Origin of the sequence: Nonomuraea indica (genome assembly GCF_002850745.1) — a bacterium.
GTDB lineage: Bacteria > Actinomycetota > Actinomycetes > Streptosporangiales > Streptosporangiaceae > Nonomuraea > Nonomuraea indica.
In genome coordinates, this window is sequence record NZ_KZ559478.1 from 34,468 (window position 1) to 56,254 (window position 21,787).

Below are 21,787 nucleotides of genomic sequence, written 5' to 3' on the forward strand. Positions count from 1 at the left end.
AACATCCTGATCATAAACATGACTGGCCCCTCGTATCAGCGCAATTTCTAAGCGGTGTCCTCATTGATCGATCAGGACCACACTGATCTGCCACGCCGCTTCCGGTGCTCTCGGGCCTGGCGGCCCTGCGCTCCAGGTCGGCTTGCCACCGGGTATGCGGGTTGCTGTGGTCTGCTGTACAGCAGGGAAGCACAGCAACGCAGCCTGATCGTCGCGTACGGCGTCACACGGTTGAGCAGTGGCGCCGGCTCTCGACCACGGCCCTCCGCTTGACTCGTAATGAAGTGTTCCCGGTTGCGGCCGTGACGATCGCTCACTTCGGTACTCGCCGACCATGGTTGGGGCGATCGACGCCGAGGCCCTCCTTCGTCGGGCCGCGGCACCGAGTGACCATGGCTGAGGTGACAGCAGCGCTGACAGCAACGTCCGCACACGCCGACACATCGGCTCCACCGTCCACACGCGCCTGACCACGCTCTTGATCAGCCGAGCCCGGTGATTGCTCCGCCTGAAAAGCGGAAGGTCAAGCTGCCGCGCCACTTCCGGCGCTCTGGTTTGGCGGCCCTGCGCTTTGGTATGTCATCGGATACACGGCCAGCTGTACAGCAAGGAGGAACAGCATCATCGCCTTTGTGATCCACATTATGTCAGCCTGCATCTGCTATCCGACCGGGGGCAAGGCGTTCCCGACCAGTTTCTCGCTATCGCCAGCGTTCCTCGCCGAACGCTATTTGCGAGCATCGATCAGGAGCTGCACTCCGAAGAGTAGTAGGGAGATCGCTGCACCGAGAAGCACGCCTGAAATAAATAGTGACCGGTTGGCTAGCTGCTCCTGTGCGAAGTCGACCGTCGTTCCAGTCTTTTGTCCAGTTCCACATCCACTCCACCTAAACCCCGGCCCTGTGGGTGCGGGCTGAGCTCCTTCTATCCTTTCTCCAGCGCTTATTGGCGCTACCTCCGTCGTACATTCGGGAGGATCGGCTAGATCGGGCCCGAGTAGCATCGATCCGCGGTCATAATTCTCTGCGAGCTCTTCGATCGACGCTGTTTTGAAATCTTCGAGCTTCCAGACACCCGTCTTAATATTGACATCGGGAGCCCAGTAGGCTTTTCGGTAGGCCCCTACCCGTGTTACCGGGGTACTCACTATCTCGGCAGATACCATACCCATGTAGACCTCCTCACTTGTCACAGGGTACTGTGAGCACATTGCGGCTCGAATCATCTGGTCGGCAATCATGGGATTGCTATTCTCGCCGTTGTTGTTCGTCCACGTCTCTACCGATTGCCCCTCCGCCTTGTAGACGACCTTCTTGTCTAGTTTCACACCTCCCTCCATCGCAAGGGCGTAGGGAAAGCATCCATTGGCCGAATTGCCTGCCCGGCCCGTTACGACAATTACCACGTCATAAGCGTTGGAGTTCGGAATGGTTTTTTCTTCTTGTGGAACCTTATAAGAATAGCTGATGTTGAGCGACTTCATTCCAGGCGGCACAAGCAGAGTGAGCCTACCCCAGGGGTTGTCCGCCCTTGATTGCGTCATCGTTGCGGTAGAGAAGGCGAGCCAGCCGCCGAAGCCGGTGGCTATCGCTAATACGAGCGAGACGACACCGAGAGAGATACGGCGCTGGTGCGTTCGATTAGGCTTGCCAGTGACTTCAGCGTGGGGAGAGAGCTTGCTAGAGGCGCCGCTCGTCGAGGACGCGGGAGTATGGAGTAGGCGGCTCGCTACTGCGATCACGATCAGGACTCGCGCCAGGATGTGCACATGAGGTAGACGATTGGCGGCGAGGATTCGTGCCATCACGAGGGTTGACGTCTTCCGCGCTAGTAGACGCGCTTACTTGCTAGAACCCTGCGTCATGGACATCCGAGGAGGGGGATTCCGTCACGGTAGTCATTAGAGCTGGGGCAACGGAGCGGCCTGAACGGTCGTGATCTCACTTGACAACAACAGTTCGGCGACAACATCGCTGGCCCTGGGGCGGTTTGTCGTGTTTCGGCGACCAAGGTGCTTGGAGTCGCCTCACACATCTGCCCGCCCCTCTGACACCCACTACTCCCCGAGCAGTACAACAGCAGTGTGTAGCACCGCGCTGACCCGGGCACCCTTGTGAATCACGGGCAACAGCGCGACCACCATGTCGACCGCTGCCAACCGCCTCCCCACGTGTTCACACCGAAGCGCCACTCACTTCAGCCGAGATTGCGTAGCCAGGACGAGGCCGCGCAACTCGGCCGGCGTTGGCCAGGGTGCAGAGCGATGGATCATCCGATGGCAGTTCGAGCAGATCAGAACCAGGTCATCGAGACTTGTTGTAGTGGGTCCCGAGACGTGTAGGGGGATCACGTGATGACACTCGATGTAGCCAGCTCCACGTGGACCGTAAGCTCGTTCGAAGTCGAATGAACATACTTCGCAGGCGAGAGTGCCGGCTCGGCCAAGGACAGACTTGATCTTTGCGGTGCGCAACTTGCTATCACGCTCCCGTGCTACATGCTGACGCAGCAGGAGCCGCCCCTCAGGCGCACTCACACCCTCGTCGTCTTCTTCTGCTACCTGAGGCAACCTTGTCAGCGCACCGCTGTCCAGACCCGCCCGAAGCGCTTCAGCAGCAGCGTGCATGACCGCCGGACGCTCTAGGAAGGCGTCAAGGACCTTGCCATCAAGTTTGTTGCCCTTGGTCTGCTTGCCTGTGTACTCGGAATGCTGCGTGGCAATGTCCCAGGTTTTGCGAGCCACGCCGGCCGGGTTGCGGAACGTCTCGCCGCGCTTCTGTTCCGGGTGTAGAGGGAGTAGCTGCAGCAGTCGCGACAGCTCGATAACGTCACGATGATCTGACCGGAGCCCGCGCCAACCGTGCGACCGGAGGAGGTCGCACGCAAGAACGATCTCGTCCCACACCCACGCAGGATTGCCCTGCCGACTGCCTCTGCTGGTGCCTGTGATCGTCATGCCAGCGAGACTACGGGTTGCAACCGACATTCGCTCAGGCGAAGACGCAACGAGGGCAAGTCCCGGCTACAAACGACCACAAGCACTGTTGGATCAGAGCGACGACCGCTCGAAGTCGTGGCTGGATCCCGGTTGCAAGCAGGCAGTCGTACGCCAGCGGGTGCTGTCATGTACGCCGCTCAGCTATTCGGACCGACGCGGCGGGCTGACACGATGGCCGCAATCTTCTTGGCCGCCTCCAGAGAATCCTCGTGCTCCCAGACGACGACCAAGCGCCAGCCAGCCTCCGCCAGCGCCGTCTCTAGCTCAAGGTCACGATCTCGATTCCGCTGGATCTTCGCTTCCCAGTACTCGCGATTAGCCCGCGGGAGCCGTAGGTGCTCCTCACATCCGTGCCAATAGCATCCCCGCACCTCCACGCAGACCTTGACCGGCCGGAACAGCACATCCGCCGTCCGACGAACCGACGGGATGGGACGCGCGCACACTCGGTACCGCAGACCAAGGGCATGAAGGGCACGCCGAAGCGCCAACTCAGGCCCCGTGTCCCGACTCCTATTGCCCTGCATCGCCTTCCGCGTAGCTGGCGAGCTTGCCCACGAATCAGCCACACACTAAGCGTAGCCGTCTTGCTTTACTCTCCATCCAACGTCACATCGAAGAGTTCGTCCATGTCAGTTGACCCTTCGGGATCATCCTCTTCAACAAGAACCTGGCCAATAAGCTTGCTGGCGTCGATAGCAGACGGATCCGGCTCTGGTCTACCTTCCACGTACGCAAGCCGTGTCGCGGCGAGATACGTCAGCCGGATAGCCTGGATAAGGAGCACTCTTCGCAGCCCAGTCGACACTTCACCTCGCTCGTGAGCCACAGCGGACAAGCGGGCGAGCATATCCGCGCGACGAGCAATCCGCGTATCTGGATGACCACGCTCTCGACGAAGCTCTGGGGTCACAAGCTTGAAGCGGCGAGACGGCGGCAGCTCTATAGGAGAGTCACTCTTGGGCGGAATCTTTTCATTGAGAATCGCTTTGAACTTGGAATTTTCGATAGCATGGAGATACGCGGAGTACTCCACCTCGTCAAGCAATCTCTTGGCCTCGGCGTCGCTAGTGCCCCTTCCCTGCAGGTCCCAGAGTGGCCACAGCTCGAGTTCAGCGACTTCGAAAACATCGAGGATTCGCATGGCGACCGCGTCTGTGCGCTGATTAGTGAGATGACGCTTGACTCTTCCGGCTAACCGCTCATTGGTTTGCCCCACGTAGATTGGCTCGCCATCGTAGTCAAAGAACGCATAGACCCCCCACTTGGAGCCGCCCCACTTACGCCCTTGGTCGTCCACCTCTTGAAGAGCCTTATCGAGCTCCTTACGGAAGTCCTGCACTATGGGCGCAGGAAGATCCTTTTTAGCAGGCTTGTTACCTACACGATTCGTCCTACCACCAATGGTCAACGCAGGCCCTCACGTCCGCAACCAAGATCCGTCCACTGCCGCGCACCAACGTAACGGGTGTCACTCGCACAGACAACAGGACACAGCGGTGCGGCACCCGCCCATGCTGGGCGAGGGCCGCATCAGGACCGCTCACACAGCGACGGCCGGCGTCTCAGTGAATTTGCCAGCAACCAGCGGAGCTAGGTAGTGCTCAGCGAGCCACTGAACGGCGTTGACACAGACGGCATCGCCGAATCCGTACAGAGCTTGGTTCCGCCGCAGGCCATCCAGGCGATAATCATCAGCTCCCATGAGCCTTGCGTACTCACGTGCGGTCATCCAGCGGACACGAACTCGACCATGACCGGCCTCCACGAGAGCCTGCTTCGACGATCCTCCGCGCGCTGTTCGCAGACAACCAGCTACGTCGTCCGCGCGAATCTCCCACATCGGCACGCCATTGCGAGTCCGCCTGTAGGCCGTGCGATACGAGATAGTCTTCGCAGCTCGCATCAACTGAAGCCTCTGATCCTGGATTGGCGATAGAGAGTTCAGAAACGCGGCGCTTCGCGCCTCATCCCACCATTGAGCGTCTTCCGCCGAGAGCTTCTCAACAATCTCTGAAAGGCCCGCCTTCTTCAAGGCGGGCGGATCGGGAAGATCAGCTTGATGCATCCTCAGATCGTCTGTTGAGAAAATCGCATCAAGCCACACCGGCCGCAAGGTCCTGTTCGGAACACCGACGCTGGGCGGCGGGTCCATTGTGCCGACTATGAATAGCCGAGGCCGAGACTGAGGGACGAAGCGCCGTGCGTCGAGCGTGAGGACATCGACGGAGTAATCCAAGTCGTTCAACGCCTCTACCGCGGCCACCAAGTCGGCCCCTTTGTGACTGGTGGCGAGTCCAACCACATTCTCAAGGGCAACAGTCCTCGGCCGTCGCTCCTTCATTTCTTCGAGAACCCTCACAAATTCCATGAATGTTCCCGACTCTTTGCCTGCAAGCCCTCTGCGCCATCCAGCAAGCGATAGATCGGTGCAGGGGAACGACGCCCAGGCAAGGCCAAGATTGTCTGGCATATCGACACCCTTGACATCGGCAACACTGTCCGTAACGTATGTATGCCGGTCTGGGTCATCTTGAAAGTGACGCGTATACATTTCGTGCTTGTCCGCGTCGATATCGTTCGCCCAAACGACGCGGAACCCCGCTTGCTCAAGGCCCAGCCTGACCAACCCGATGCCCGCGAAGAACTCAGCGACTGTGGGCATTCCGTCCGGTGCCCTCTCCTCGGCGGCATGCTCCGGAGCAATGGTCACGGTGCTGACCATACGACAGCCTCCCCTTCTGCCCCCAGTCGCTACCGACTGCGAGTCTTGATCGGCAACACTCTCGCAAGCCTCACACCTGCTCACTCGTTCTACACATCGGCACCGACAAGCCCATCAGCACCTAGCTGCTGAGACGTCAAGACGCCGAGGTGTTCGATGAGCTACACCGTATCGCGTGGGACATGACCTGTGTCGTTACACCTCGTGGGCTGTGGATGACTCCTGCGCACACCCGAAGCTCGAAAGCTCCAAACAGCCTCCGCCGTCACTGCTGCCTGGAACACAATACGATCGTCAACTCCTCACAAGTGCGCCAGAGCGAACGATGGCCCCAACCTGGGCATCCCAGAGTCGTCCCGCTGCGGTGGAGACTTGATCTCTTGAGAAGATCGAGCCTCATGCCAGGCAAGCCTCCGCACCCGCCGAGCTGCGCCGTCGACCGGTGCGGATCGTCGCCGAGGTGCGACCGGATTGCCCAACCGAGTCGACGGCCGCCACGGACAGAGCTGGTCGCACGCCGCACTGGTGCGAGAGCGGGGCCGTGTCAACCCCGAGATCGCGATCTGGATAGCGGTGCTCAACAACACCATCCTGGACAGTACAGCGCCAACGATCGGCTGCCGCCTGTCACATTCGCACAAGGTGATCGAGAGGGGGTAAGCCGCAGCGGTCCTGTTGAGGACCGCTGCGGCATGGGGCCGTGTCCTCGTTTCCAGGCGATTTCCACATGCTTGCTGTCACACATGTGGCGAGGTGTGGACAAAACCGGCAAGTGACCGTAGAGGTCATGGTGGGAGACTCGCAATCCGCCCGTTCTGTCGTTCAAGAGCAGTACCGTGAGAAGCAAAGCCCCGACAGGTAAGCCCCTGCTCACCTATACGGGTGGCGAGGTCGACGCAAATGGGCGGCCAGAGAGCCTACGGGCACTGCCCGTGGTGTACATGAGGGAGATTGAGTGTGGACGCTGAAGACTCGATGCCCTGTAGGCATGCCGGCGCACCTCCACAGCCGGTCGTCGATTCGGTCATCGCTCTCATCCGGAATCTAGGAGCTGAAAGCGCCCTTCTCGGTCAATACGGGTTGTCCTCGCAGGAGTACAACGCCGCTCTGCCCGCAGCCGTCGAAGGTCTTCGAGGCAGCATGAGCGCTAGCGTCCAGGACCGGAAGGCTTTTCTCGGCACCCTCTTTCAGTACATGCTCGACAAGGGCGCGATCAGCGGCCTTGAGAGGCCGCGGTACGGTGACGACACCGTGTATCGTCTGAAGATCAGCGGCTTTGGAGACGTCGCTGTTATCCAGAAAGGCTGTCCGGACGGAGCTCACAGCAGTGTCCGTTGGTCGGCTCCGACATGGGCACAGGAAACGTACCTGTGGTGGTTGTGTGACAGTATGCGTTACGAGCCTGGCGAACACCTTTCGAAGGGCGTCAACCGCCTCCGCCAAAGGTTCTTCGGCGACTACCCGGACACAGTCGACGGTGTGATCTTCCATAATCATCTCTGTGGAACGAACCAGCGGATCTGCCCGAAGATCGACAACTCGATTAGACTCGACGCCGTCGACGTCCCTCCACCTTGCATTTACGTGATGCCGGACCGCATGGATGGCGCGTTCGAATGGAACTGGGACGGCAGCCAACACCGGTTCTTCCCACGAGTCCTGCTCAGTGCGTTCGGAATCTCGTCGGAGCAGGCACCCTTCTTCACCGGCTACATCGGGTTCCAAAGACGGGGAGGAACCCCTCGCGCCACAATCACCTCTCGTTTCGGCGCCGGCCGCGCTACCACCTTTAGGAACTGATGATGTTCATCCCCAACCTCGACCCTGACCGGGCTACTTTTCTCGCAACCAGAAACAAGCTGTCTCCCGTTACGGTGCCTGCTTGGCCTCGGATTGACAAGGATCTTCCGCAGGTGCAAGTTGAGGTCACCTGGGTCCGATTCTCGACCTTGAACCATCGGACAAAGGCCGAGCAGCTTCGGGAAATCCACCAGACTGGCCGTGACGATCTCTTCACACACGATCCGCTGGGGCCTGACGCTCAACAGGCCCAGTATGGCATCCTATGCCGCCAAGACGGCTTCGAGCTTTTGAAGGCCGATCTCGCAGACAGAGGCCAACAGGACCCGGCAATCTTGACCGCCGACGGAGTGCTGATCAACGGCAACCGCCGCTGCGCGGCAATGCGGTCACTCTACGAGGAAGACAACAACCTCCGATTCCAGTACATCAGGTGCTTGGTGCTGCCCGAGGACGCCACGGCCGAGGAACTGATCTACCTCGAAGCCGAACTACAGGTCGCCCGCGACTTCAAGCAGGACTACTCCTGGGTCAACGAGGCGATGCTGATCGAGGACCTCTTCAACCGCGCGGGCAAGGACTGGAAGAAGGTGGCCGCGCGCATGCACCGCAAGGTCAGCGACGTTCGAGAGCTCTACGACAAGCTGCAGCAGGTTCATCAGCTGGTTGAGCTGTCACAGGGCGCTCGCCTCCATGTCGACTTCGCCGACAATGAATCGGCCTTCGATGAATTGGCCAAGCACATCAAGAACAGGCCGACGAAGGAGGCTGACGCGGTCAAGGCCGTATACTTCCTCGGCACACTCGCGGGGACCGAATACCGAAATCTCCGCCACCTGCGGCGCGCCGACGCCGCCGAGCTCGTACGACAGGAGATCGAGGGCAACCCTGCGCTCAAGCCGGTGCTCGACATCGCCGAAGAGTCCGCTCCTGGGGAGAGCGAGGACAATCTCCTGGACGACGTGCTGGGCGAAAGCGAACCGCAGTCTCCGCTTCACAACGTGCTCAGCTTCGTTGCGACCAAGCGGCCGGGCGCGAATATTACCCTCGCGAGCGGAGACAAGGTTGCCGTCCAGGACGTGCTCGGAAGCCTGAGGAGTGCCATCACCACGGTCGCCTTCGAGGCCGCGGAAGAGCAACGTGACCAGAGCGCGGTTGCTGCTCCGGTGGTCAGGGCCGATAAGGCCATTGCGGAATTGAAACGGGCGCAGTCCGCTCTCCCCAAGGCTCGGGCCCTCGACGATTGGGATGAGGCGGCCTTCTCGGAGAAGGTCGACCAGTTGGAGAAGCTCATTGCGAAAATCAAGGGGTCTCGGTGATCTTCGCGGAGCTCTATCGTGGCGGCCGCCCGGTCGTCGTCCTCGAGCGAGGGGGCGGTTCCAGTGACGGAGCGTGGGCGCGGCTGCAGGAGGCTATGTCCCGCGGTGTGATGGGGGGGTCAGCCAATCGCGCAGAGATACGTGCGGACGTCTTCCTCGCAGAACTAAGCGCAGTCAGGGAGGTTCGCTCGCTCTTCGGCCAAGGCCTCAGCTTCGGGCCGACGCTCACCGATCAGCTCAGATCGCTAGCACGCGACCGCAAGTCGCGCGAGACCGCGATCTCAGAACCCGCAGACGTCCCATTGGACGATCTCGAAGCGGAGCTCGGCAGGGCAGGGTTCCGCAGGAAGCTCAAGCCGTTCCAGCTCGAGAACCTGGCTACGATCATGCGCCTGCCGCATGGGGCAGATTTCTCGGTGCCAGGCGCGGGCAAAACGACCGTCGCACTGGCCAACTTCACTCTCAACCGGGCGCGTGGCAGGGTCGAACAGCTGCTGGTCATCGGCCCGATCGCCGCCTTCCAAGCTTGGAAGGAGGACTCTGCTGCATGCCTGAACACGGCTCCGTCGATCGCCATCCACACCGGCCCTGGATCGCTGATTCCCGAAGACATCGACATCCTCCTCACCAACTACAACCGCGTCGCCGCCGACTATGACCGGATCAGGCAGTATGTGGCTCATCGGCCAACGCAGGTCGTCCTGGACGAGGCACACCGGATCAAGAGGGGTGAACAGGGGGTTCACGGTCGGGCTGTCCTCGACCTCGCTTACGCCGCCGAACGTAGAGACGTGCTCACGGGCACACCGGCGCCGCAGGGGGCATATGACCTCATTGCGCCGATCCGCTTCTTGTACCCGGGACAGGACCAACAGATCCTCCCAGCTAGCGTCTACTTCGAACGCGACGGGAGAGAGCCGGAGGTGCTAGAGGCGACCAGTAGAGCGATCTCACGCTACTTCGTACGGACACCGAAGTCTCGGCTCGAGCTGCCCGCTACGCGTTTCACTGTGGAGCCTCGTCCCATGGGTCCCATTCAGCAGGCGATTTACGACGCTCTCCTCGGGAGGTATAGAGGAGAGTTCCAGCTCAATCGAGACGAGCGACGACGGTTCAACCGGCTGGGGCGGATCATGATGTATCTGCTCGAGGCCGCCACGAACCCCATGCTGTTGATCGCGGGATCTGATGAGCACGACCAGCAGGGTTTTCAACATCCGCCCCTCAACCTCCGCGGCGACGAGGCAATCGCCGAACTCCTCCAGCGATACCGCGAACACGAAATGCCCTGGAAGTACCAGCGAATCACGGAAATAGTCACCGAGGCTGCAGCGAAGAACGAGAAGGTACTCGTCTGGTCGACCTTCGTGCGGAACTTGAAGATCTTGGGTGCCCATCTCAAGGAGTTCCAGCCGGCGATTGTCCATGGGGGAATTCCTCCCGAGGACGGCGCGCCGCTGGGAGTCCTGACACGCGAGGCCGAACTCCACAGGTTCCGCAACAATCCTGACTGCAGCATCCTTCTGGCCAATCCAGCGGCGTGCGGAGAGGGCGTTAGCCTTCATCACTGGTGCCACCACGCGGTGTACCTCGACCGGACGTTCAATGCGGGGCATTACCTCCAAAGCCAAGATCGGATTCACCGTCTCGGCTTGCAGGATGGCACTACCACCCGCTTCACAATCCTTCTCAGCGAAGGAACGATCGACCAGAGCGTAGAAGGAAGATTGCGCGATAAGATCATCGCTTTGTCCCGGCTGATGGACGATCCCGGCCTGGTCCGGGTCGCATTGCCAGAGCCAGACGAGGACGCCTCTGACCTGCCGGTGGCCAGTGACGACATAACGGCCCTGGTCTCTCACCTGCAACATGGCGGGTGACAGTGCTTCCACGGCATGGACTTGCCTATAGCGTCCTGCTGCTCACCCGCGTCGCCAGCCTGGCACCCAGGAGCAGCATTGACGACTGGACAAACGCTGCCCGTGCCCATGGCTCCTACCTGGCCTCGGCCATTGACCTTGAGGCCTCCGCAGCGTTTCTAGTGGCCTGCGGTCTCGTCAATCGCACAGACCCTATTTTGCTGAGTCCACAGCTCACCGAAGTCGCCGGTCTCGGCGACGCCGTGAGCCTCTCGGACGTTGCGCGCCTCCTGTTAGCCACCGCCCCACCGCCTTGGCTCCGCCTCGCGATCTCCGCCGGCGGAGTCTCACGCGAGTACATCCCCGCCGAAGATCTCAAGGGCCTACTCTGGCTCGAACCCGATCTGGATCGGGTTCTCCTTGACGCCTACGCTGATCTCGACCAGTCCAACCAGGCAGCGATGCGTAAACGCATCGGCGATGCTGCCGAGCTCGTCGTCCTTGCGGCTCTTCGGCACGCTGGGCACAAGCCGGTCCACGTCTCGCAGATCTCCGACTCGTATGGCTATGACATTGAGGCCCGTGGCACGGGTGCTGACCGCATCGAAGTAAAGGCGGCCGGACCTATGACGAGGGGGACCTTTCATCTCACGCGCAACGAGTACGCGAAGAGCCTGCAGCACGGCCACCAGTGGCGTCTTATCCAGGTCGTATTCAACAGCGCCGCCTTCGTTGCCGACGAACTCAACGCCTCGCATGTCGCGGCCGTCTGCCAACTCGCTCCCGGAACTCTCCAGAAGATCGTTCCGCCAGACACTCCGCAGTTCACCTGGGAGGGATCCGCACTATTGTCCCCTCCCGATACAGCGTGGCTTTCGCCGGGACTCGTCCTGGACCCTGACACCAAGATTCCGGGAATCGGTAGCTTCGCTGACTGAAGCCCAAGCGGCCCAGAAGCCGGCGGCCCGGTCGTGGAGCCGGGCAGTCAAAGTGCGACCCTCTTGCCTCTCCACTGGTTCGGGACAAAGATGTCACCATGGCTAGGATCAAGGAGTTCTTCCGAGTTACGAAAAGTTCAGGACCACATCCCACGGAAGTGGAATGCGGCTATCAGGCGATCCACACAGATGAGGGCGTCTTTTTGCAGCTCAGCACATACGGTTCGGACGAACGACAGTCCGAAAAGAAAACAAGCCAGACCCTTCAGCTCGATCGACAACGTGCCGCAGAGCTGCTTTACATCATCACGAGCACCTTTCCTGATTTGAAGGTGGAGAGGGCCTGAGGAACAGGATCAACTTGATAGAGACTCGTGGCGGATAGCGACAGCGGGTACATCGACCTGCGCGTTTAACAAACATGCACTCCGACGTGCTCGCCGTCAGGCCGGAACAAGTGTGAATCCTACGAAACGCAAGTCATCTACGAGCGCTCTACCATTTTTCGAAGTCGACCGCCGGTCGTGAATTCAGCGATCCAGGTACGCATACAGCCGTATGGCCTGCGGCATCACAGTTCACCCCGTTACCTGGTAGACCGGAGAGGACTGCCTCGCCTCCACTTTTCTCGATCTTGAGTTGACCAGCTATGAGGTTCGGCCGGAGGCCGATTTCTTGCCATGGTCAGCGCGGTTGCCCGGCTACCGCGCCGGGTGGGCGGGGGTTCGACGGGCCAAAGGGGGACCTTTCCGCTCTTGGGGACGAAGTGGTGATGGCTCAGACTGGTGCCGGAAGAGCATCTAGCCGGGGCCAGGGGCCGTGATGATCTACCTGGCCCCGGCCATCGCGGCGCCATGCGGAGACGCAAGCGGCGGCCTCAGTGCAACCCGCCGTCGACGGCGGGCAGGCGTTGCCCTAGTCGTTTGAGCTTGTAACGGCAGGAGTCAGTGCCGGTAAACTCGCAGCCTAGTGCGACGATCTCCAGCCAGTTCTGGTTTTCGGTGCAGTCATGCAGGGGCGGGTTACGCAGGCCGGTGTCCTTGGCCGCGGTGATGCAGGTCCAAATCGGCGAGCTGGCTAGCGGTGCCAGTCGCGAACAAGTGAAGCGGTGCCTATCGAGATCCGTGAAACGCAGCTGGGCGACGGCATGCGGGCATTGTTTGCGAACGATAACGCGCAGCCCCTTCGCCCAGCTGGTCAACTCCAGCAGCCCGTGAGCTCAGTGGCCCAGGCGTCGGGACAGACTTGGCAGCCGGGCTCGGGACGGTGGCGGCGAGTTCGCAGATCACGGTAGCGATGTCGTCGGTGATGGATCCTTTATGAAGTACTTCAGCCATCGTCCGGGCGTCTAGCCAGGAGCTACGCACGGGTGCTCGCCGCCGGATTCGCTACGGAACAGCACGTTTGCGCCACTGGGCGCGGTGTAGCTGGTTTACGGCGAGCCGGGTCGCCTCGATGCGGCCGGCAGCGGTGTTGGAGGCGGCGTTGCCACGTCGGGCTGTACCGATTCACCCCTCGAACAGTCAGTGTGCTCTGCGAAGTTCGCTCCGCCACCTGGCAGCACCAGGATGGCTATCGGCTGCTAGCTCTACAACGGCACGTAGTCAAGTCTTTGAAAGCAGCCTATACCCTGGCGTACATGCTTTTGGTGGCAGCTCGGAGTGTGCCTGGACTTATCTGACCTAACACCCTCTCCTGAGAGGTGAAAGCTTAATCAATTACGGCGCAGCCTTACAAAGACACTCTCAATCTTAGCCACGCCCGCAAGGACGCTTTCTACTCTCTGCTTCGCGAGCGCAGGGTCAGGCGGATTTTGAACAACTTGCGCCGACTGATGAGCAACTAAGCCGCGCATCACACCAAAGCTATTCATATCGGCAAGCCAAACGTTATCGAACTCGGCTTCTTGAAACCCGAGAGGGAGAAGCATTTTCATTAGGTTGGCCTCTTTTATGCCGTGATTATCGCGCTGAAGATATTCACGATGCAACTTAAACGCCTTTTTTACAACCGCGTCAAACAAGTCCGCCGAGACTTGCTTAGACAAAGACTTAGGAGCTACTACTTTCCTCTCGTTGTATAACATCAAAGCCGCCATACAGAGGCTTGATTTACCTTTAGACTTCCAGCGTTCTTCCGCCTTTTCCAGCAAATCCAAACACATATACTCGATGTAGGACTCGATCTCCGCATGGCACAGCACGATGTATGCTCTGACGTGATCGTATTGATCAGCCGTGTAGTTGCCTAGCAGATCAATGGCGGGAAGAAATATTCTTTCTAAATTCGCTAAACGCTTGCATAAGCGGCTATACCTACGAGACGGCAATGTCGCCATCCGCATCGAAGGAAGGCAGATGGATGTCGATACCTATGATGTCCCTCAGAGCGCGCCCCCACTGGATGAGTCTCGTACCCGTCGCCTCCCTACTCTTAGTCGTGGCTGTAATCGCTAGGTAGAATTCTTGTTCACGGCATAGCGATTGATATTTCTGCTTAATTTGATGCTCTCGCCCGATAGTCGCGGCACGTATATTTTCATGACGAAAATAATAAGCCATGATGTCGAAAACGGCACGATTGAAAGGTCTTTCAAACTCACTGCCGTTCCAGCGGCGAAAGGCGTCGGCCCCAAAAATCTCCCTTGTTAGAACTATTGCGGCTACGCATTCGTTAGCCATATCCTTAAGCTCATTTTCGCTTTTCTGCCACATCTTGTTGAGATTCACGCACGTCCGATCCAGAAGCACCTTCAGGTTACTGGAATAACCTTCAAGATATAGCGCGAATGCATAGAAGCGGACTAGAAGTTCGACGTCTCGCATGCGAAAATCAGGGGTTTTTGTCTTTGCCGAAAATAGGGATGCAAAGATAAGCTTCTGAGAGGTATAAGAGTTCGCAAAGTCCACGAACCCTCCCGGATAGAGAGCCTGCCTAAGTTCCTGAGGGCTTAGAGGGACATTGCCCGTATTTAGACGATGGAATATCAAATAGAGGAACTCGTCCTGCTTCCAATTTCGAATAACCATAGTGCGGACGGTTTGCGTCTCCAGGGAGAAGCGGGCCTCATCGGGAAGAGCATCGATCGACTTTCCGTTGAGATCGCTTCTCAACTCAAGCCCGGCGAGCTTGAAATTCCCTTTAGAGAATTGCATGATGGTTAGAAGCCGCTGCTTACCATCTAGCACAACGAAGCCACTCCCGCTCCGGCTCTTTCTTTCGGCCAAGACGATCTGAGGCACAGGAAGCCCCACAATCAGCGACTCAATGAATCTACTCTTCTTCTTTCGATCCCATGCATCCCTGCGCTGGAAAACGGGATCCATATCTATCTGACTACGAGAGATCAGATTGAGCAGCGTTTCAGTGGTCCAATCACTTGAGACAACGATGGCATCGAAGCTAACTTGCTCTTCGAAGCCTTCAAGATCGTCTTCGGACTCGCTAAAGAGATCCTCGGCATCACTGTCGACGTCTTCTTGATAGAGAGAGTTTTTCAGCATATGACATTCAGCTCCAAGAATATTGCATTCGCAAGTATCATAAACAATCAGTTCGATCGCAAACGACCATGGAGGTCGCTATTGCTGTCGTATCCGTAATGCGTCGCGGTACTACGTGCAACCTCCTGCCTCTGTTGCTGTGAGCGCCTTCGAGGAAGGTGCGCCGCAGACGCTTGTTCCGCCTCGAGAGCCGCAGAGCTATCGTGCCATGGAGGAGCTGCGGAGGTACAGGACGCACGAAGCACGTAGATGCGTGCCGTACAGCTGCTCAGCATCCCCCAGGTCAACCCACCTAACTTTCGACTCCATTCAGACCATCCCATCTTCGAAAGGATCGTGCCTGTACCAGGGAGGACATCCACTGCGTATTTGCAGGTGGTCAGCGCCGCGCCACCTCCCCGCCTCTCGGACCGGGAGGGACGCAAGCCCACTGGGCTACTTGCGAAATGCCCTTATGAGCAACGGCCACATCACCGGTGTTCGTGCAGGCGAAGGACTGTAGGACGAGGACTTGGCCACCACTCTCCTACAGCGAGCGCCGCGGAGGTTCGTCCCGTTCGCCGTAGGGCCCCAGACGACCAGGCCGTGCCCTCGACTTCTGGCGCGTGCCGCTCACATGTCGATATTTGTCGACGACACGCGAGGGCCTGCCTATGAATTTGATCTAGGTCTCATCGAACGAGCGGCAAGTCCTTGCAGGCCTGTTCCAGGTCCGATGCCCAGATCCACAGTCGGCGACGCGGTGGTACGTGGTAGCTGTACAGGCCGACCTCGGTCATCGCACGAAGGTCCACACATACCCGCTGATAGGCCCCCGCGATTGTCTTGGCCGGGTCCAGCAGATTCGTCACGCCGAGCTTGATGCAGGCCCGGTACTCGCACTCCAGGATGAGGTCTTCACCAAATTCGTGCCACGCTCCCAACTTCTTGGTCCGGCATTCTCTGCCTCGGCAAGGAGGAGATTGAGGTCGAACGTCCGCGGGATCGAGGGGTAGAGCGTCCTCCAGACCCGCATCGAAGAGTAGCGCCAGCTGGACCTCCCCTTCGCCTTTCCTGTTCGGTTAGCAATCGGCGCCGTGACAAGCCGCCAAATGCGCCCCGTCCACCAGCCGAGAACGCTGCGCAAGGCGACACGACCAGTCCATGAGCGAGATCCGCTGCTGGGAGCCCGCAAGTCGCGATGGCGTCTCTCGACGACGCTGACGGTCGCGGCTCGCCGCCAGCACCACGAGCAGCACCTCAAATGACAGGGTTGGTCGTACCACCTACGCCGTACAATTCATCACCCCGAGCATGGAGGAGTGAGCTGTGGCGGACTCGGCACTACCTGACTTCGAGGAGAGGCTCGCCGCTTTCGCCTCTTCCGTGTTCACAGAGCTCCGACCAGGGCAGAAGCAGGTCCTTGCGACCTACGCCCGGCATCATCTCGACACCGCGGACCTCGCGATAGAGATGCCAACAGGCGAGGGCAAGACCTTACTGGCGCTACTGATTGCTGACTACGCCCTCGACCAAGGACTGTCGGTGGCTTACCTGACCGGAACACGCCAACTGGCGGAACGTGTCGAGGATGAGGCCTCCAGGCTAGGTTTGGAGACCGTTCGGTTCTCTAGCAAAAATTACGGCGGCGCTAGACTCGACGACTATCACCAAGCCCAGGCCGTCGGCGTGATGAACTACTGGGTCTACTTCAACAGCAAGCCGGTCCCAAAACCAGCCGACTTGGTCATATTCGACGATGCCCACCTAGCCGAGCAACCACTGAGCGGATTGCAGACACTCCGCATCCCTGACACACCCGGTCCAGCGCGCAAGCTCTACCGGACCATCTGCGATCTTGTCGTCGCACACACCAACGCGTACGCGGGTCTGCCAACCATGCGCGACGGCATTGCCCGGCCAGGCACGCCGCCGGAGCTGCTGTCTTTCAGAGACTGGGCGGCAATCGCCACTGCAGCGCGGAACGCCATCGAGGAGTCGCCGCTGGCCGCCGACGACAAGTTCGCGAAATACGAGGCCGACGAAGTCAAGAAGCTCGAGAATAAGACGGACGCTGTCAGGGCCGAGGCCAAGAAGCGCAGGGACGAGGGGAGGAAGCTAAAGGACGAGATCAAGTGGGCGTGGCCGAAGGTCCGTGAATACCTCACCCACTGCGGGGTGTTGATCGGGCCGTCGGGGATCGAGATCCGCCCCTATCATCCGCCAACCGCACTGAACGCGGGCTACAGCCAGGCGAAACAGCGGATCTACCTGTCAGCGACGCTCGGCTCGATGGACGACTTGCAGCGCCGTATTGGCGGTGCTCCGGTTACCCGGCTGGTGACCGAGCAGTCCCTGCCCGTCGGTGCGACCGGCGACCGCATGTTCGCGCTCAATCCAGGCCAGCAGCAGGCCACCGACCCAACTATGCTCGCCTGGGCACTCGACCAGGCCGACGCTGCCGGCGGGCGGGCCGCCTGGCTTTGCGCCAGCCACACAGAGGCTGACACGTTCCAAAGGCTGCTCACCGGCTTCGGCCACACGGTCTACCGCCTGCGCGCAGGAGAAGATTCCGTTGTAGACGCCTGGAGCCAAGCCCAACAGGGGCATCTGGTAACCGCTGGCCGCTACGACGGACTCGACCTCGCGGGCGACCTGTGCAAGCTGGTCGTCATCACGACAATCCCTCAGGCCAGCAGTGAGTTCGAGCGGTTCGTGGTCGCCTATCTCGGAGACGCCAGCTTTATGCGCCACCGTGTCGGCCAACGAGTTACTCAGGCCCTTGGCCGAGCTAACCGCACCGATACCGACCGGTCTCTTTACCTCGGCCTGGATCCCACCTTCGCGGAGGTGCTCGCTGATCCCAGTGTTCGTGCGTCGATTCCTGAAGGCACACGGCCTACCGTCCGCAGTGCGCTGGAACTGCATGACCAGGGCTGGGAGGCCACGATGAAAGCCTGTCGGAACTTCTGGCAGGCAACGAGACCGATGACTGGCACGGAGTCCGCCGCCCCAGCGGCACCCCGTCGTAAGGCACGCCCCGGCCGCAGCATGACTGGAAGTGGCAACGTCGCCAGCGCGGATGCAGAAGTGTCGGCAGCCACCGAACTGTGGATCGGTGACCAAGCCAGCGCCTCCCGTAAGGCCCGTGAAGCCGCCAGGTTGCTTGGTGCCGCCGGTGAGACCGAACACGCCGCGTTCTGGCGCTACGTCGAGGCCCATGCCCTGTTCGACCGCGGCCGACCCGAGGACTTGGCCGCCGCCCGAGAGGCATTGGAGGACGCAACCGCCAACGGACCCCGCACGGCGTGGTTTCGCCGCCTGAGCCGCACCGTTGCTGACCTACAAGGGCATGAGCCCAGGGCCGACGACACCGACCGCTTCTTTCTGGCCTGGGATGAATGGCGCCGGGAAGTCGGCGGGCGACTCGACAACGCGCTCTCCGCCGGCCGCGCCGTGCTTACTGGCAAACACGATCAGCAGTGCGAGGGCCTCAAGGTGCTCGCCCGTTTGGCCGGTGCCAGTGGCGAGCGACCACACAAGGCCGAGCAGAGCGCCACTGACTGTCGCTGGACCTGGTCCACCGTCAAGAGGGGCGAACGCCGAGTCTGGGAAGTCAAGACCGGCGAGCCCCACCCCGTCGCCCGTGAAGACGTCAACCAGCTACTTGGTCAAATCGAAGTGGAGACCAAGCGCGCTTTCAGGACACGGGTCTATGGCTGCTTGCTCACACCGGCTACTACAGCTCAGGACGACGCTGCCGAAGCGGCACGCGACAAGATCACGATCATCAACCACGATGCCGCCGTCCGGCTCTACGATGTGTTGGCCGATCGACTGCGGCAATACGCCGCCCTGTGCGGCGACGGCAACGCCGAAGCGCGGGGTGAAGCCCGGACCAAGATCGAGGCGCTCCTACCCCCAGATGGCTGGCTCGGCAAGCTGCTATCGCCGACGCTAGGGAAGGTCATCAACGTTGACGACGTCACGAACTTGTTCCCACCACGCTGACACGTAACCCCGCGAGTGATTTCGCGGCCACCCTGGTCGAAACAGGGACATGCGCGGGATGATCTTGCAGACGGTGCGGGCAGAGCGAAGCATCTGCGCAGGTCAGACCATATGGGAAGGGAGCTTCGCCCACGCTCTCCTAAAGCGGGTGCCGCAGGTTCGAATCCTGCCGGGGGCACGCACCTGGATCGGCATTTCAGGCCCTTGACCTGCGGTTTCTCAGCCCGCAGGTCTTTTGTTTTGTGTCTCTGGTAGCCAGCAGACGGCGCCCGCATGCAACCGTAAGGCCATGATCAGAGGACATACGCGGAATGATCTTGATAGCGTTTCCGCAGCTCAGGCCCTGATTATCCACCATCCCGGCCTCCGGCACCCGCTACGGCCACCCGGACATTAGACGAACGCCACTGGCGATCGCACCAACCCCACCGCGTCACTCCACGTCCCCCGAGCAACTCTCCGGCCCATGCTCAGGCTGCTGCCACACGAACGCCAGGCCTGTTAGCGCTTGCGGCCACAACGACTGCTGACTTGCAACTGGTCCAGCAGCGCGCGCATTCGCCCCGCGCTGGCCCGGCAGACGAACGTGCGCGCCTCTTCGATCACCACCAGTACCGGCGGGCACGGCCAGCCCTGCTTGCCGATGGGTTCATCGCGGAGCACCGCGATCACCCGATCGGCCATCGCCTGCAGCAGGAAGACAGGTGGCGATGCATCCCGAGAACCGGACATCAGGACCCATAAGACGACCGGCCAACCTTGTTCGGGCATATCCACTAGCTGCGACGATCTTCGAGCTGCACAATTCCGTACGTGAAGGCATATGTCGGAGTCACCGACGGCGACTGGTATCGATTCATGTCGGCTCGCCCGACCTTGACGGAGGCCAACTTCTGGCGTCCCTCGGGCAGCACGAACTTCCGCGCACTGCGTCCCGGCGAGCCGTTCTTCTTCAAGACCCACCATTCGGGCAGGAACCCGGTCAACGGCTTTCCGTACAACCAGGTAGTCGGCGGTGGCATCTTCGAAAGCTTCCAGCCATTTTCCCTGTCCGAGGCATGGGAGACCTTCGGCGAGGCCAACGGCGCCGACCATCAGGAGCAGATGAGGGAGAGGATCAGCAAGTATCGTCAAAGTCCCATAGCAGCAGGTGAGGACCCGATCATCGGCTGCGTCCTGCTCCGAGACACTCGATTCTTCGAGCTTCCAGCGGGCCCGCCCCCTGACTTCGCCTCCAACATCGTTCAGGGCAAGGGCTACGACATGGCCGCCCCTCCTTACACCGACTACTTCACCGACCTCATGACCCGTCTGCTCGGCAACGACACCACCGACGTGGCACAACCATGGCGGCTCGAAGGCCCCGTCTTTGGGGACCCCCGCTTGACCCCCCGGCGTCTTGGCCAGCGAGCCTTCAAAGCTGTGGTCCTCAACGCCTATGGGGGACGCTGCGCCATCACCGGCTCGACCATCCGCCCAGTACTACAAGCAGCCCACATCCGACCAGTGACACGCGGAGGCGAACACCGGCTGGACAACGGCATCCTGCTGCGTTCGGACATACACATCCTGTTCGATCAGGGGTATCTCGCGATCGGTACGGATTACCGGCTACGAGCGAGCCCGCGCTTGAGTCAAGAGTTCGGTGACGACGAGCTCTACCAACATGCAGGAAGTACGGTCACCATGCCTGCCAACGCATCCGACCGACCCAGCCGAGCTTTCCTGGAATGGCATCTGAACGAGGTGTTCCTCGCAACATAGAGGCCAGGTAGGGTGCTTCCGACTTGATTTTGAGTCGCCCGAGTTTCGGTGGAATAAGAGCCAGGCTGGTCCAGACAGTCGCCGGCACCGTAACCTGCGCAAGTCCGTCCTGCTGGACGCCGACACCACCCACCGACAGACGCGTTGTTGGCCGGTCGCGCTCGCGCGCTGCCCGAGACTCGCGTCGGGATCGTGGAATCGATCCGCGTCGTGCATCTGGCTCGGGCCGGCGCCATGAAGTGCGCAGCCTACTAATCATTGCCCAACTCAGCTTCGGGAGTAGATGGCGGGCATGTCGGCCGAGGCGTTGATCGCCGCCTGCGCGCGTCTGGCGTTGGGTCCGCTCCAGAGCACCAGGCTGTCCTGCGGCACCTGCGCGCCACTACCCAATCGTGCCGCTCCCTGCGTGATCGTGTCGGTCGAATGACCTGAGGCCCTCGAACCTGAGCATGCGTCGTCCATCGCGCCAGTGAAGACAAGTCCAAGTAAGAGATCGTCCGCTATCTCAAGCACTACATCACCCACGGACTGTTCGAATCCTCACGGGTAAGACAGGAAGCGAATCATGATCTCCAGCGTCCGCTACCAATGCCCCAATCACCCACAAGCCCCTTCTCGTTATATTTAACTTCTGCCGCGACTACAACAAGGTAGCTTCCTTGACGCGCAAATTGCAACGGTATTTGTCGGAGCTATCTGTTTACATGACTCTCAAGCCCCCGCGTCGAGGTCTGGAGGAAAGCCATGGCAGATCGGTATTACCGCCGCGGCCATTGGGTCAATAAGTCCCGCCGCAAATCCAGAAAAGGAGCGGGCTGGCTGATCCTGGCCATTGCTGCCGGCGTGGCCTGGTTCGCCGTGCAGGGAACCAAGTCCGAGCCACCGGCGCCA

The 21,787-nt window shown here is 60.3% G+C and carries 18 protein-coding genes; 7 read left to right on the forward strand and 11 right to left on the reverse strand.

All coding sequences use genetic code 11. The annotated features are described in order from the left end of the window. Positions 1-727: 727 nt before the first annotated feature. The 5 genes from CXR44_RS39070 to CXR44_RS28255 all read right to left on the reverse strand — a co-directional run bounded on the left by CXR44_RS39070 (position 728) and on the right by CXR44_RS28255 (position 5,711). Positions 728-1,768, reverse strand: a complete 1,041-nt coding sequence (locus tag CXR44_RS39070; protein ID WP_144070107.1) for a hypothetical protein — start codon at positions 1,766-1,768, stop codon at positions 728-730. Between the two features lie 423 nt (positions 1,769-2,191). After that, positions 2,192-2,956, reverse strand: a complete 765-nt coding sequence (locus CXR44_RS28240) for an HNH endonuclease (RefSeq protein ID WP_219602022.1) — start codon at positions 2,954-2,956, stop codon at positions 2,192-2,194. 179 nt (positions 2,957-3,135) lie between these two features. Then, entirely contained in the window at positions 3,136-3,567 is a 432-nt protein-coding gene (locus CXR44_RS28245) for a very short patch repair endonuclease (RefSeq protein WP_101789179.1), read from the reverse strand. Between the two features lie 23 nt (positions 3,568-3,590). Then, entirely contained in the window at positions 3,591-4,409 is an 819-nt protein-coding gene (locus CXR44_RS28250) for a GIY-YIG nuclease family protein (RefSeq protein WP_219602023.1), read from the reverse strand. Positions 4,410-4,541: 132 nt separating this feature from the next. Then, entirely contained in the window at positions 4,542-5,711 is a 1,170-nt protein-coding gene (locus tag CXR44_RS28255) for a DNA cytosine methyltransferase (RefSeq protein WP_245899491.1), read from the reverse strand. 969 nt (positions 5,712-6,680) lie between these two features. Here CXR44_RS28255 and CXR44_RS28260 point away from each other — a divergent pair. The 5 genes from CXR44_RS28260 (at position 6,681) to CXR44_RS28280 (ending at position 11,986) form a co-directional block, all read left to right on the forward strand. After that, a complete protein-coding gene (locus CXR44_RS28260) occupies positions 6,681-7,523 on the forward strand; it encodes a hypothetical protein (RefSeq protein WP_144070108.1) in 843 nt (280 codons plus the stop codon). After that, positions 7,523-8,842, forward strand: a complete 1,320-nt coding sequence (locus tag CXR44_RS28265; protein WP_180903743.1) for a hypothetical protein — start codon at positions 7,523-7,525, stop codon at positions 8,840-8,842. The genes CXR44_RS28260 and CXR44_RS28265 overlap by 1 nt, the downstream gene beginning before the upstream one ends. Further along, the gene (locus CXR44_RS28270; protein ID WP_101789184.1) at positions 8,839-10,722 is read left to right on the forward strand and encodes a DEAD/DEAH box helicase; all 1,884 of its coding nucleotides are present in this window, start codon (positions 8,839-8,841) and stop codon (positions 10,720-10,722) included. The genes CXR44_RS28265 and CXR44_RS28270 overlap by 4 nt, the downstream gene beginning before the upstream one ends. After that, a complete protein-coding gene (locus CXR44_RS28275; protein ID WP_144070109.1) occupies positions 10,719-11,639 on the forward strand; it encodes a protein NO VEIN domain-containing protein in 921 nt (306 codons plus the stop codon). Before CXR44_RS28270 ends, CXR44_RS28275 begins: the two co-directional genes overlap by 4 nt. Positions 11,640-11,737: 98 nt before the next feature. Continuing rightward, positions 11,738-11,986 carry a hypothetical protein gene (locus tag CXR44_RS28280; protein ID WP_101789186.1) on the forward strand — a complete coding sequence of 83 codons (249 nt, stop codon included), beginning with the start codon at positions 11,738-11,740 and terminating at the stop codon, positions 11,984-11,986. A 530-nt stretch (positions 11,987-12,516) separates the two neighbouring features. On the opposite strand, the gene CXR44_RS39075 is transcribed toward CXR44_RS28280, so the two are convergent. The 4 genes from CXR44_RS39075 to CXR44_RS28290 form a co-directional block, all read right to left on the reverse strand. After that, entirely contained in the window at positions 12,517-12,840 is a 324-nt protein-coding gene (locus CXR44_RS39075; protein ID WP_144070110.1) for a hypothetical protein, read from the reverse strand. A 513-nt stretch (positions 12,841-13,353) separates the two neighbouring features. Next, on the reverse strand, positions 13,354-13,977 hold the full coding sequence (locus tag CXR44_RS39080) for a HEPN domain-containing protein (RefSeq protein WP_144070111.1): 624 nt from the start codon (positions 13,975-13,977) through the stop codon (positions 13,354-13,356). Next, entirely contained in the window at positions 13,955-15,142 is a 1,188-nt protein-coding gene (locus CXR44_RS28285; RefSeq protein WP_101789187.1) for a DUF262 domain-containing protein, read from the reverse strand. Before CXR44_RS28285 ends, CXR44_RS39080 begins: the two co-directional genes overlap by 23 nt. A 671-nt stretch (positions 15,143-15,813) precedes the next feature. Then, entirely contained in the window at positions 15,814-15,993 is a 180-nt protein-coding gene (locus tag CXR44_RS28290; protein WP_144070112.1) for a hypothetical protein, read from the reverse strand. Positions 15,994-16,450: 457 nt separating this feature from the next. Between CXR44_RS28290 and CXR44_RS28295 the strand changes: the two genes are divergently transcribed. Next, the gene (locus CXR44_RS28295; RefSeq protein WP_101789189.1) at positions 16,451-19,132 is read left to right on the forward strand and encodes a DEAD/DEAH box helicase family protein; all 2,682 of its coding nucleotides are present in this window, start codon (positions 16,451-16,453) and stop codon (positions 19,130-19,132) included. Positions 19,133-19,633: 501 nt separating this feature from the next. Here the strand turns inward: CXR44_RS28295 and CXR44_RS28300 are convergent. After that, positions 19,634-19,864, reverse strand: a complete 231-nt coding sequence (locus CXR44_RS28300) for a hypothetical protein (RefSeq protein ID WP_144070113.1) — start codon at positions 19,862-19,864, stop codon at positions 19,634-19,636. Positions 19,865-19,945: 81 nt separating this feature from the next. Between CXR44_RS28300 and CXR44_RS28305 the strand changes: the two genes are divergently transcribed. Continuing rightward, positions 19,946-20,896: an HNH endonuclease gene (locus CXR44_RS28305; protein WP_101789191.1), complete on the forward strand. Its 951-nt coding sequence runs from the start codon at positions 19,946-19,948 to the stop codon at positions 20,894-20,896. Between the two features lie 267 nt (positions 20,897-21,163). Here the strand turns inward: CXR44_RS28305 and CXR44_RS41795 are convergent, their stop codons facing one another. Further along, positions 21,164-21,286: a hypothetical protein gene (locus CXR44_RS41795; protein ID WP_281260307.1), complete on the reverse strand. Its 123-nt coding sequence runs from the start codon at positions 21,284-21,286 to the stop codon at positions 21,164-21,166. Between the last annotated feature and the right edge of the window lie 501 nt (positions 21,287-21,787).

Excerpts from the sequence above, each read along its gene's own strand:
- CXR44_RS28240 (WP_219602022.1), bottom strand. The coding sequence starts at position 2,956 with ATGACGATCACAGGCACCAGCAGAGGCAGTCGGCAGGGCAATCCTGCG.
- CXR44_RS28265 (WP_180903743.1), top strand. The coding sequence starts at position 7,523 with ATGATGTTCATCCCCAACCTCGACCCTGACCGGGCTACTTTTCTCGCA.
- CXR44_RS28280 (WP_101789186.1), top strand. The coding sequence starts at position 11,738 with ATGGCTAGGATCAAGGAGTTCTTCCGAGTTACGAAAAGTTCAGGACCA.
- CXR44_RS39080 (WP_144070111.1), bottom strand. The coding sequence starts at position 13,977 with ATGGCGACATTGCCGTCTCGTAGGTATAGCCGCTTATGCAAGCGTTTA.
- CXR44_RS28285 (WP_101789187.1), bottom strand. The coding sequence starts at position 15,142 with ATGCTGAAAAACTCTCTCTATCAAGAAGACGTCGACAGTGATGCCGAG.
- CXR44_RS28300 (WP_144070113.1), bottom strand. The coding sequence starts at position 19,864 with ATGTCCGGTTCTCGGGATGCATCGCCACCTGTCTTCCTGCTGCAGGCG.